Below are 11,955 nucleotides of genomic sequence, written 5' to 3'. Positions count from 1 at the left end.
CTTTGCGCGCCAAGCCTTGCGCAGGCCGTTGGCAGTGCCTGAGAAACCCCCCTGTCGATCCCCGTCAGAACGGGGTATTCCCTGCGGCCTGTTTGTACGCCATGCTGGATGCATCGCTGGCGCGCCGCATCGGAATGAATGCAACCCCGCGGGTCTCCACCCTGGGACCCGTTGCCAAAAACCCCATGCGCTCATAGAAGCCCCGGGCATGGGGTGTCGCGTTGACTGTGATGCCCGGTGCAGGGCCGGTAGCGATATGGGACAGGGCGTGTTGCCACAGTTGCTGCCCGTAGCCAAGTCCCTGGAAAGCCTCGGCCACAAACAGATGGAACAGGTGGCTGTCCTCCCGCACCACCACGACGCCCGCCAAGGTGTTGTTGCGTGTCCACCCCACCCAGGTCTTGAACGATGGACTCTGCAGCCGTAGCGCCACCGCCTCGGGCTGCAGGGTCTGTAAAAACGCCTCCGCACCACGCCCGTCTTTGTCCAGCGTGAAGAAGTGCGCCACCGACAACGCAAGCGCGCTGATGGCGGGCGCATCCCGGGTCGATGCGGTAAGAATTTCCATGCGGGTTTCGGTCACTCGGCCAGGGAAGTTGCTTCTGGATGCAACGCAGGCCGCCGCGCCATCAACCGGTTGGCCACGCTCACAATCGCTTGCACCGAGGCAGTCACGATGTTGTGGCTGGCGCCTGCCCCAAAGGTGGAACCTGCCACGCCGTCCATGGCTGCTTCCACAATGGCCATCGCCTGCGCGTTGGCGCCCGTGCCGGTGGCGCGTTCCTCGTAGTGGTCCATCCGCAGTGGCAGACCGAGCGCGTCCACCGTAGCTGCAATCGGCCCGTTGCCCTGGCCGCGCAGGGTCTGGCGCGTGCCGTCGATGGTCACGTCCAGCTCGATGCCCTGACCGTCTTCATCGATGCGGTGGCTGTGGCAGGTGATGGCGGCATGTACTGTGGCGTGTACGGGTGCCTGCAGGTAAGTGGCCTGGAACAGGCTCCACAACGCGTCGCCCGTCATCTCGCTTTCGCTCGCGTCCGTCTGGCGCTGCACCACGGCGCTGAACTCCACCTGCATGCGGCGCGGCATCACCACGCCATGTTCACGTTCGAGCAAGAACGCGATGCCGCCCTTGCCCGACTGGCTGTTCACCCGGATCACGCTGTCATACGTGCGGCCGAGGTCGGCCGGGTCGATGGGCAGGTAGGGCACTTCCCACAAGGCGTTCGGGTCTTGCGCGGCAAAACCCTTCTTGATCGCGTCCTGGTGCGAGCCCGAAAACGCGGTGAACACCAGGTCGCCCGCATACGGGTGGCGGGGATGCACGGGCAGCGAGGTGCATTCTTCGGCAATGCGCGCGACCGAGGTGATGTCCGAGAAGTCAAGGTTCGGGTGCACGCCCTGCGTGTACATGTTGAGCGCCAAGGTCACTATGTCCACGTTGCCGCAGCGCTCACCGTTGCCAAAGAGGCAGCCTTCCACACGGTCGGCACCGGCCATCATGGCCAACTCGGCCGCCGCCACGCCCGTGCCCCGGTCGTTGTGCGGGTGCACCGACAAGACGATGTGCTCGCGTGGCGACAAGTGGCGATCCATCCACTCGATCTGGTCGGCAAACACGTTGGGCGTGGCGTTTTCCACGGTGGTGGGCAGGTTGATGATGATGGGGCGGCCAGGGCCCGCATTCCATGCTGCAACCGCCGTCTGGCAGGCCTTGAGGGACACGCTGAGTTCGGTGGCGCTGAAGGTTTCGGGCGAGTACTGCAGGGTCCACTGCGTTTCGGGCTGTGCGTCGGTGAGCTGCTTGAGGTAGCCCACATGGTGCGCGATGAGCTGCATCACCTGCGTCACGTTCATGCCAAAAACGATGCGGCGCCACGCGGGCGCGGTGGCGTTGTACAAGTGGACGATGGCACGGGGTGCGCCTTTCACGGCCTCCACGGTGCGTGCGATCAGGTCCTCGCGCGACTGGGTCATGACCATGATGGTCACGTCGTCGGGGATGAGGTTTTCGTCGATGAGGCGGCGCACAAAGTCGAAATCGATTTGCGACGCGGCGGGAAAGCCGACTTCGATCTCCTTGAAGCCGATGCGCACCAGCTCGTGAAAGAGCTTCATCTTGCGCTCGCCGTTCATGGGCTCGAACAAGGCCTGGTTGCCATCGCGCAGGTCGGTGGAGAGCCACACGGGCGCGTGGGTGATGCTGCGGTTGGGCCATTGGCGGTCGGCGAGCGCAATGGGGGCGATGGGTTGGTATTTGGTGGCGGGCTTGGCAATCATGAGGGGCTCCACGAACGGTGTGTGCGGTGTGCCAATCAGGCACGGTGCACGGGTCAATCGGAATCGAAAGAAATCAAAACGAATGACATCCCCTGCAGCCCTTTGCGTGTGCAAAGGCTGGTTCGCGGGCCGGGGTCAGGGGGAAATCAGGTGTTGCGCAAAACGGCAACGGTGGCGAACGCAGGCAGACCCCGGCCAGGCACTAGGCCTAGCGATAGGGTGGATAGGAACATGCTGCGTTGCATAGGGAACCAAAGATAGCACAGCGATGCTGCGGTGCGCAACCATTTGCATGAAATCTGCCTATGGCGCTAGTTGTATATGCCTAATTAGCTATCAAATATGTAGCAAATGAGGCTGGTAGCATGACGCTCTTGAATGTCTCCAGCTCTGCCACTGCCCATGGCGGCTGGCACGATTGGCCCCGATTCAGGAGACCCCATGCCTTACCTGTTGCTCATCATGGAACCCCACGGCCAGCGCGCCGAGCGGGGCCTGGCCGGTGGCCAGGAGGCCTATGCCCGCATGCAGCGTTTTGGTGCCGGTCTGCAGGCCCGGGGCCTGTTGCGCGCCAGCGAGTCGCTGGCCTCGACCGAGCAGGCCGTGCGGCTGCAGGTGCGCGAAGGGCAGACCCGCCTGACCGACGGGCCGTTTGCCGAGACCAAGGAAATGGTGGGCGGTTTCTTTCTGATTGACTGCGCCACGCGCGACGAGGCCGTTGCCATTGCCCGCGAATGCCCGGCCGCCGAGTGGGCCACCGTGGAGGTGCGCGAACTGGCGCCCTGCTACCACGGCGCGGTGGATTGAATCAAGCCGAAGCGCCTGCCTGCAGCGCCAGGAACTGCGGTGCAGGCATGGGGCGTGCAAACACATAGCCCTGCAGCACATCGCAGCCTTGCCGCACCAGGTAGTCGGCCTGCTCCTGGGTTTCCACGCCCTCTGCGGTCACCTGCAGCCCCAGGCCGTGCGCCAGCGCCACAATGGCGGTGACGATGGCACGGCTGTGCTCCTGCCCCGGCAGGTCTTTGACAAAGCTGCGATCGATCTTCAGGCGCCGCATGGGCAACTGGCGCAGGTACGCCAGTGATGAGTAGCCGGTGCCAAAGTCATCGATGGCCAGGTGAATGCCCAGCTGGCTCAACCGGTGCAGCGTGTGGGCGCCGGCCTCCATGTTTTCCATCAGCACGGTTTCGGTCAGCTCGATTTCGAGCAGGTGCGCTGGCAGGCCCTCTTCGCGCAGGATGTCCATCACTCGTTCCAGAAACTGTGGGTCACCCAGCTGCCGTGCCGAGATGTTCACGGCCACGCGCAGGGGCGGGCCCCCTTTCCACTGCGCGGCGTCGCGGCAGGCGGTGCGCATCACCCAGTAGCCCAGCGGGGCAATGAGTCCGCAGTCCTCGGCCACCGACACGGCCTCGAGCGGCAACACGGAGCCCAGCTCCGCATGCGTCCACCGCAGCAAGGCCTCGGCGCCGACCAGGGCCCGGTCGCTGGCGGCAAACAGGGGCTGGTAGTGCAGCGCCAAACCGGTGCCCTGCTCCAGCTCGGCACGCAGCGCCTGTTCAATGGCTTGGCGCCGCACCACGGCCAGGTTCATCGACGCATCAAACCGCACGCAGCGGTTCTTGCCCATCTCCTTGGCGCGGTACATGGCGGTGTCGGCGTTGCTCACCAGCGCGTCCATGTCCATCGCATCGTCGGGAAACGTGGCAATGCCTGCGCTGCAGGTCACGTTGACCTGCTGGCCGACCTCGGTGTAAGCGGCCTGGAAGACGCTGACGATGCGCTGCGCGTATTTCTCCAGCGCCGCGTCATCCATGTCCAGCCGCAGGATCAACGCAAACTCGTCGCCCCCCAGGCGCGAGATGGTGTCGGTGCTGCGCACCACGGATTGCAGGCGCCGGGCCACCTGGCGCAACAGGCCGTCCCCCGCCGCATGGCCGAAGGTGTCGTTGAGTGTCTTGAAGTTGTCCAGGTCGATGTACACCAGCGCCACCCGGTAGCCCGCACCGCGTGCGCCCTGCAGCTCGGCGGCCAGCCGCTCGTTGAACGCGTGCCGGTTGCCCGTGCCGGTGACGGCGTCGGTGTGGGCCAGCGCGTGCAAGCGGTTCTCGGCCTCGCGCACAGCAGCGCGGCTGCGCAGCACCATGGCGGTGGCCATGGCCATCACGCAAATGGCGATCAACAAGGCGGTGCCAAACCGGATGCCCAGCCGCATGTACACCGCTGCCATCGACTTGCGGATGTACAGCGTGCCCCAGGTGGTGCCAGACGCCTCGACGGGCCGGGCGATCTCAAGCATGCGCCAGCCAGCGCGCTCTGCGGCGCCGTCCAGTCCCGTGGCACGCAGCGTGGTAGGAAAGTCCGGGTCGCGGTCGCGCGCGTAATGCGCAAACAGCACGCCATCCTTGTCGTACACCGTGGCGCTGATCACCATGGACGATGACCGCAGCGCGCCCAGCATTTCGTTGGCGGTGCTGGTGTCGCGGAACACCACGGCCGCAGAGATGTTGTCGGCCACGATGGCGGCTTCCACCCGGCTGTCTTGCAGCATGGACGCACGGGTGCTCCAGTAGTCCACGCCGGTGAGCGCCAGCACCACGGTCAGCAGCGCCAGGCCTGCGGCCAGGATGCCCGTGACCACCAGGCGCGATGACAGCAGGGCATGCGTCGTCGGGCTTGCGGGCGCTGCGGTGTCGGCTTCAGCGGGGCGTGTTTTCACCGGCCTCCCTTGGCCAGCCGCAGCAGCCGTGAGCTGATGATGAGGCCGGCCTTGTTGGCGGCGTCGGGGCTGATGCCGAACACCACGCGCCCTTCCTGCTGGGCCAGGGCGATGACGATTTCTGGATTCACAAAGGTGATTTCATCCGACACGGTGAGGATGCCGTGGGACGGCGGCAGGGTACGCAGCAGTCGCAGAACAGGCTCCACTTCGGCGTTGTGGATGATCAGCACGCGGCAGCCACGAATCGCCGGCAGATCCAGCAACCGCACGCGCACGGTGCGGCCCTTGGTGGCCGGTTTGCCATCGAGCGCAGTCAGGGCGCGCTTGAGCGGGCTGAAGGCAGACACGCACACCGTGACCTCATTGCCGGGCGCGCCATCGCTGTCGGGCCAGTCGATGAACTGGATGAAGTTGAAGATGTAGGCGGCCTTGAGGTCCAGGTCAGCCACCGGCTCGTTGGCACGGGCTGCACTGGTGCCCGCGCCACACACCGTCCAAAGGCAGATCGCCAGCAGCGTGCGCAATCGCAGGAAATAGGCCATGGCTCAGAACGCGTACGTCAGCTTGATGCGGTAGGTACGCCCGTCCTGCCGGATCGCATCTTCCCGCACCTCGAACGAAGCGGGGTCTGCGTAGCGGCGGTTGAACAGGTTGTACACCCCCAGCGATACATCCACATCCGCGATGCGCGTGGAATAGGTCAGATGGGTCAGCACATGCCCGGGCAGGCGGGCGTTGAGCACAGTGTTGCGCGGGCCGATGCCGATGGCCTCGATGGCGTAGCGGCCCGGGTTCCAGCCCCAGTTCGCAGGCGTGTGCAATACGTCGGACCACTGGAGCTTGAGCAGGTGCCGGGGCGAGTTGGTCAGCGCTCCGTCCGTTGACGGGTCCCGCGCCTTTTGCCACCCATAGGCCACGCGCAGGCGCCGCCCGCCCGCCCAGCGTTGTTCGGCCTCGGCCTCCAGGCCATGCACTTTGACGGTGCGGGTGTTGTTGAAGGTGAGCCGGTCCGAGCGGCCCAGGCTGTCCAGCGAGATCAGGTCGCTAACCCCCGACCGGAACGCCGTCAGCAGCAGGCGCGTGGCCCCGGTCGGGGCATGCTCCACGGCCAGTTCGGTGGTGCGCACACGCTCGGACCGGATGCTGGTGGTGTCCACCACGCCGCCAGGCAGGTTCACGCGGTAGTCGCGCTCGTAGGCATTGGCCGGACGGTAGGCCGTGCCATGCAGCAGCTTGACAGCGGTGGCAGCGTCCCACCAGTACACCAGCCCCAGGCGGGGGTGCAAGGCGCCTGCGCTGCCCGACTGCTGCCCCCATCGCAAGCCGGTGTGCAGCGTGAGGTCGGGGCGCAGTGCAAACTCATCCTGCACATAGACGCCCAGCACATTGCCGTTGCGGCGTGTGTCAAGGTACTGCGCGGGCGGGTCCAGGTCGTCATTGCGCTGAGCGATGCGGGTGTCGCGCCGGTAGTCCAGCCCCCACGACAGCTTGTGCCGCGCCAAGGCCGTGCTCACCCATTGCCATTCGGTGCCCCACCACTGGCCGGTGCCGACGTCGCGGTTCACCGTCACGGGCGGGTAGTCGTACACGTAGTCGCCCACGTACTGGTAGCGCCCTGCGTGCAGGCGTGCAGTGAAGGCCAGCGTGGGCTGCCATTGCGCGGTGTATTCGGCGGCCACGCGCGTGCTGGTGTCGATGTACCGCGAGCGCGGGTCGTTGAAAACCTGCGAGAACGCTGCAGTCGGGATGCCCTTGGTGCGCTCGCCGTGGGCCAGGGTCAGCGTCAGCCCATCGCGTCGCATGCGGGCGAACAGCTGGGTGCTGCGGTCATAGTCCAGGCCGTGCGCCACGCCCTGGTGGCTGGCGGGCGCATCGAACGCGGGGTAGTACTGGTCGGCCCCGCGTGCGGTGGAGCGCGTGGCCGCGATCAGCCAGTCGCCTCCCTGCGCATCGACGGCGCCTACCGAAAACCGCAGCTTGGCGTAGCCATGGCTGCCGGCCTCGGTGCTCACCTGGGGCCCGCCCAGCTGGCGACCGTCGCGGGTGATGACATTGACCACGCCAAAAAACGCATTGGCCCCATACACCGGCGACCCGGGGCCAGGCACAAATTCCACCCGTTCCACCAGGTCCAGGTCGATGGGAAAGTCCGTGCCGATGCTCGCCTGGTCGTAGAGGTTGTCGTTGAAGCGCACGCCGTTGACCAGCAGCAGCACCCGCGTGTTGTAGTCGCCCGGCGTGGCAAAACCCCGTGTGCCCAGATAGTGGTAGCTGCGGTCGTAGGACACATACAGCCCGCGCATGCTGGCCAGCACATCGGCCAGCGTGCGGTAGCCAAACAGCTGGATGTCATCGGCGGTCACCACGCTCACGGCCGCCGGGGCCTCCAGGGCCGTCTGTGCATACCGGCTGGCCGTGGTGACCTGCATCTGCATGAGCTGCTCCAGCGGCAGGTCGGCCATGGCGGCGATGTCGGACTGCGCGTGGGCTGCCGCCATGCCAGCGCACAGCCCCAATACCACCCATGGGCGGTGTGGCCGCTGTCGATAGGTCGATCCTCGTTTCATGGCAAAGGCACTGCGTGTGGCTGGCGGTTGTCCCCCCGTGGGGACCTCGCTGGCGGGCGGGCGGGAGGATGCGGGGCGAAGTCTCAGGATCGATGAATCAGTCTTTACAAATTGTATCGACCAGGGGTTGCAAAACCCAGTGCGGGCGCTCAGTAGTCTCCCTATGGCGGCCCCTCACCCGCCCCGCGCGCCAACCGGCCAGGATAGGTGTTAACCCTGGTTCCGCCCGGGCTTGCACATCTGGATGTCGATTTCGGGCGCTCCCATTCGTCGTCACTGTGAAGCACCTGGCAAGGACCGTCAGCGCTTCCGCATTTTTTATTACCTTGAGGAGAACCCCATGCGCTTCATGATCATCATCCAGGCCACCGCCGAATCCGAACAGGGCTGCCAGCCGACCGCAGCCCTGATGACCGCGATGGCCCGCTACCACGAAGAACTCGCGCGGGCCGGCGTGCTGCTGGATGCCAGTGGCCTGCAGCCCTCCGCCAAGGGCTGGCGCGTGGGCTATGCCGCCAGCGGCACCCGCACCGTCACCGACGGCCCGTTCACCGAGACCAAGGAGCTGATCGCGGGCTACACACTCATCCAGGTGCGCAGCCGCGACGAAGCGCTGGAATGGACCCGCCGCTTTCCCAATCCACGCGGCGAGGGCCTGAATGCCGAGATCGAAGTGCGCCAGCTCTACGAAATGGAAGACTTTGCCGGGGTGGATGGCGTCGAACAGTTCCGCGACCTCGAAGCCCTGCGCGGCTGATGCCCAGCGTGAAGGACATCCCCATGATCAAGACCATCGCCCTCGTGCTGCTGGCGGCCCTGGCGCTGCTGCTGGCGTTTGCCGCCACCCGCCCCGACACCTTCCGCGTGGAGCGCAGCCGCGTGATTGCGGCGCCGCCCGAGCGGGTGTACGGGCTCATCCACGACCTGCGCCAGTTCAACACCTGGAACCCGTATGAACGAAAAGACCCGGCCATCCAGGGCCAGTACAGCGCCGCCACCAGCGGCCCCGGCGCTCGCTATGCCTGGCAGAGCGACAAGGTGGGCGTGGGCAGCATGGAGATCGTCGAGGCCACTGCGCCCCGCCGCGTGGGCATGAAGCTCGACTTTGTGAAGCCCTTTGAAGCGCACAACCAGGTGGAATTCACCCTGAAGCCCGAAGGCGTAAATGCCACGCGTGTGACCTGGGCCATGCAGGGCCCCGTGCCCTACCTGGCCAAGATCGCCCACCTGGTGTTCAACATGGACCGCATGGTGGGGCAGGACTTTGAGGACGGCTTGGCCAACCTGCAGGCCGTGGCGCAAAAGCCCGCAACGTGAATACCGTCCACCGCCCCTTCACCTTTGCCAAACCCTCCGTTTCCCATTACCGTCCTCACCCTTCAGGAGTCCGTCATGCACCAACAGATTTTTGTGAACCTGCCCATCGAGAACATGGCCCGCTCGCAGGCGTTTTTCCGCGCGCTGGGCTACGAGTTCAACCCCCAGTTCACCAACGACCAGGGCGCCTGCCTGGTGGTGGGTGAGAACCTCTTCGTGATGCTGCTGGTCAAGAGCTTTTACCAAACCTTCACCGACAAAACGATTGCCGACGCACGCACCACGTCGGAGGTGCTGGTGTGCTTCTCGTGCAGCAGTCGCGAAGAGGTCGATGCGCTGGTGGACAAGGCCGTGGCCGCAGGCGGCACCACACCGCGCCCGGCGCAAGACCTGGGCTTCATGTACTCGCGCAGCTTTGACGACCTCGATGGTCACACCTGGGAATTTGTGCACATGGTGGATGCGAGCCAAGCCCTGGGCTGACGGCCGGTGAGCGCGCCCGCCCTGCCCGACCGCGATGCCCTGCACCGCAGCATTGACTCGGTGTGGCGCATCGAGGCCGCACGCATCATTGCCAGCGTGGCGCGCATGACGCGCGACGTGGGCCGGGCCGAGGAGCTGGCGCAAGACGCCCTGGTCGCCGCGCTGGAGCATTGGCCCCAAGACGGCCTGCCCGCCAACCCGGCCGCCTGGCTCATGACCACCGCCAAGCGCCGCGCCATCGACCACCTGCGCCAGCAGGCCCTGCACCAGCGCGAGCACGAGGCCCTGGGCCACGACCTCGAAGCGCTCGAGGCGCAGTACGCGCCCGATGTGGTGGACTCCCTCATGCATGCCGAGCAGGACGACATCGGAGACGACCTGCTGCGCCTTATCTTCACCGCCTGCCACCCCGTGTTGCCCACCGAGGCGCGTGTGGCCCTCACGCTGCGGCTGCTGGGCGGCCTCACCACGGCCCAGATTGCACGCGCCTTTCTGGTGCCCGAGCCCACCGTGGCCCAGCGCATCGTGCGCGCCAAGCGCAGCCTCACGGCCGCGCAGGTGCCGTTTGAGGTGCCCGGCGCGGGCGAGCGCGCGCCGCGCCTGGCCTCGGTGCTGGAGGTGATCTACCTCATCTTCAACGAAGGTTATGCCGCCACGGCGGGCGACGACTGGATGCGCCCCGCGCTGTGTGGCGAGGCCCAGCGTCTGGTGCGGGTGCTGGCCAGCCTGGCGCCCGACGAGCCCGAAGTCCAAGGCCTGGTGGCGCTGCTCGAAATCCAGGCCTCGCGCCTGCCCGCGCGCACCGATGCACAAGGCCAGCCCGTGCTGCTCATGGACCAGGACCGCGCGCGCTGGGACCACCTGCTGGTGCGCCGAGGCCTGGCGGCCCTCGACAAGGCCGAGCAGCTCGCGCGCACCGGCAAGCCCTGGGGGCCGTATGCGCTGCAGGGCGCCATTGCCGCCTGCCACGCACGCGCCAAGCAGGCGCAAGACACCGACTGGCCCCACATCGTGGCGCTGTACGACGCACTGCTGCAGGTGGCGCCCTCGCCCGTCGTAGCGCTCAACCGCGCCGTGGCCGTGGGCATGGCCGAAGGGCCCGCAGCCGCGCTGGCGCTGGTGGATGCGCTGGCGGGCGACCCCCTGCTGCGCCATTACCACTGGCTGCCCAGCGTGCGCGGCGACTTGCTGGCCAAGCTGGGCCGGGGGGCTGAAGCGCGGGCCGAGTTCGAGCGCGCAGCCAGCCTCACCCGCAACGCGCAGGAGAAGGCGCTGCTGCTGGCCCGCGCCTGTGGCTGAAGGCCGGTGTTGTGCCCACCCTCACCCCGCTGCAAGGACACCACCCTCATGCCCCACCCTGCCCCTGAATACCCGCTGGAAGGCGGCTGCACCTGCCGCCATGTGCGCTACCGCCTGTTGGCGCCCCCACTGTTTGTGCACTGCTGCCACTGCCGCTGGTGCCAGCGCGAAAGCGGCGCAGCCTTTGCGCTGAACGCGATGATCGAGGCCGACCGCGTAGAACTGCTCGCAGGTGCCCCGGCGATGGTGCACACCCCGTCAGAAAGTGGCCTGGGCCAAAAGATTGCGCGTTGCCCGCACTGCCAGGTGGCGGTCTGGAGCCACTACGCAGGTGCGGGCCCGGTGATGGCCTTTGTGCGCGTGGGCACGCTGGATGTGCCGGACCACCTGCCGCCCGACATCCACATCTTCACGGCCTCCAAACAGCCCTGGGTGGTGCTGCCGCCGGGGACACCCGCCGTGGCGGAATACTACGAACGCGAGGGGTTGTGGCCCGCGCAAAGCATCGCCCGTCGCCAGGCGGTGTTGCCGCGCATCCAGGCCTACCGTGCGGCGGCGGGGCTCGACCCGGCCTGATGGCGTGTGCAGAGCGGGGGCTCACCGCCTGCGGCGTTTTTTGAATGTCTGCCCCTGCGGAGTGGGGGCCTTGGGTGCCAGCCCCAACGCGGCACGCGCCAGCGTATCGGCCGCGCCATTGCGGTGGCGGGGAATCCACAGGACCTGGGCTTGTGGGAACTGCTGCAGTGCCTCGCGTGCTTCGTCAAACAGCGTCGCCAGCCGCTCAATCGGTGCCTTGGGATGGTTGCCCAACTGCTCCACCAGCACACTGTTGTCGCTGAAAACCTGCACCGGGGTTGAGCTTGCAATGCCCTGCTGCGCCAGCCACTGCAGCGCCAACATCAGCGCGCGCAACTCGGCCTCGTTGTTGCAGCCGGTGAAGGTGGTGGCTTCAGAGATCTGGTGCTGCACGGTGCCGTCGGGGCCCGTCAGCACCGCGCCCAGGCCCATGCGCCCGGGGTTAGGCCAGGCGCTGCCATCGCAGTGAATCACCCAGGCACCAGGGGCGAGCGGCGCGGCCGCCCGTGCAGCGGTCACTTGTAGAACGCTTCGACCGTGCCCTTGATCTTGATGAGCAGCGGCTGGCCCTTGCGGTCCACCGTCTTGCCGGCGGGCACCTTCACCCAGCCTTCGCTGATGCAGTATTCCTCCACATCAAAACGCTCCTTGCCGTTCAGGCGGATGCCGATGTCGTGCTCGAACACGGCGGCCACGTGGTGCGGGCTG

Annotated in this window: 13 protein-coding genes; 6 read left to right on the top strand and 7 right to left on the bottom strand. The window is 66.6% G+C overall.

The window, feature by feature from the left end; all coding sequences use genetic code 11:
• Positions 1-64 precede the first annotated feature (64 nt).
• Both DBR23_RS01885 and leuA read right to left on the bottom strand, forming a co-directional pair.
• Complete coding sequence (locus DBR23_RS01885; protein ID WP_108497123.1) at positions 65-568, bottom strand: GNAT family N-acetyltransferase; 504 nt, start codon at positions 566-568, stop codon at positions 65-67.
• 11 nt (positions 569-579) lie between these two features.
• The gene (gene leuA / locus DBR23_RS01880; protein WP_108497122.1) at positions 580-2,280 is read right to left on the bottom strand and encodes a 2-isopropylmalate synthase; all 1,701 of its coding nucleotides are present in this window, start codon (positions 2,278-2,280) and stop codon (positions 580-582) included.
• 441 nt (positions 2,281-2,721) lie between these two features.
• Here leuA and DBR23_RS01875 point away from each other — a divergent pair, with 441 nt between their 5' ends.
• Positions 2,722-3,087, top strand: a complete 366-nt coding sequence (locus tag DBR23_RS01875; protein WP_056056900.1) for a YciI family protein — start codon at positions 2,722-2,724, stop codon at positions 3,085-3,087.
• Position 3,088: 1 nt separating this feature from the next.
• On the opposite strand, the gene DBR23_RS01870 is transcribed toward DBR23_RS01875, so the two are convergent.
• Genes DBR23_RS01870 through DBR23_RS01860 form a run of 3 tightly spaced genes read right to left on the bottom strand, consistent with a single transcriptional unit; the run spans position 3,089 to position 7,503 of the window.
• Complete coding sequence (locus tag DBR23_RS01870; protein WP_108497121.1) at positions 3,089-5,002, bottom strand: bifunctional diguanylate cyclase/phosphodiesterase; 1,914 nt, start codon at positions 5,000-5,002, stop codon at positions 3,089-3,091.
• Positions 4,999-5,547: a YfiR family protein gene (locus DBR23_RS01865; protein ID WP_108497120.1), complete on the bottom strand. Its 549-nt coding sequence runs from the start codon at positions 5,545-5,547 to the stop codon at positions 4,999-5,001. Before DBR23_RS01865 ends, DBR23_RS01870 begins: the two co-directional genes overlap by 4 nt.
• 3 nt (positions 5,548-5,550) lie before the next feature.
• On the bottom strand, positions 5,551-7,503 hold the full coding sequence (locus tag DBR23_RS01860) for a TonB-dependent siderophore receptor (protein ID WP_233250226.1): 1,953 nt from the start codon (positions 7,501-7,503) through the stop codon (positions 5,551-5,553).
• 409 nt (positions 7,504-7,912) lie between these two features.
• Here DBR23_RS01860 and DBR23_RS01855 point away from each other — a divergent pair, with 409 nt between their 5' ends.
• From DBR23_RS01855 to DBR23_RS01835, 5 genes are all read left to right on the top strand, one after another.
• Positions 7,913-8,329 (top strand): YciI family protein, encoded by a 417-nt coding sequence (locus DBR23_RS01855; RefSeq protein ID WP_108497119.1) that lies wholly within the window; start codon positions 7,913-7,915, stop codon positions 8,327-8,329.
• Between the two features lie 23 nt (positions 8,330-8,352).
• A complete protein-coding gene (locus DBR23_RS01850) occupies positions 8,353-8,889 on the top strand; it encodes an SRPBCC family protein (RefSeq protein WP_108497125.1) in 537 nt (178 codons plus the stop codon).
• 75 nt (positions 8,890-8,964) lie between these two features.
• On the top strand, positions 8,965-9,372 hold the full coding sequence (locus DBR23_RS01845) for a VOC family protein (protein WP_108497118.1): 408 nt from the start codon (positions 8,965-8,967) through the stop codon (positions 9,370-9,372).
• Between the two features lie 6 nt (positions 9,373-9,378).
• Entirely contained in the window at positions 9,379-10,671 is a 1,293-nt protein-coding gene (locus DBR23_RS01840) for an RNA polymerase sigma factor (protein ID WP_199227609.1), read from the top strand.
• 48 nt (positions 10,672-10,719) lie between these two features.
• The gene (locus tag DBR23_RS01835) at positions 10,720-11,247 is read left to right on the top strand and encodes a GFA family protein (RefSeq protein ID WP_108497117.1); all 528 of its coding nucleotides are present in this window, start codon (positions 10,720-10,722) and stop codon (positions 11,245-11,247) included.
• 21 nt (positions 11,248-11,268) lie between these two features.
• Here DBR23_RS01835 and DBR23_RS01830 read toward each other — a convergent pair whose 3' ends face one another.
• Positions 11,269-11,766, bottom strand: a complete 498-nt coding sequence (locus DBR23_RS01830) for a ribonuclease HI family protein (protein ID WP_108497116.1) — start codon at positions 11,764-11,766, stop codon at positions 11,269-11,271.
• Positions 11,763-11,955: DUF3297 family protein (locus tag DBR23_RS01825; RefSeq protein ID WP_108497115.1), on the bottom strand; the 193-nt coding region annotated here is incomplete at its 5' end. The genes DBR23_RS01830 and DBR23_RS01825, both read right to left, overlap by 4 nt.

It is taken from the genome of Acidovorax sp. HMWF018, from assembly GCF_003061035.1.
Lineage (GTDB): Bacteria > Pseudomonadota > Gammaproteobacteria > Burkholderiales > Burkholderiaceae_C > Acidovorax > Acidovorax delafieldii.
The sequence above is the reverse complement of the archived record's forward strand: the minus strand, read 5'-3'. Positions and strand labels throughout refer to the sequence as shown.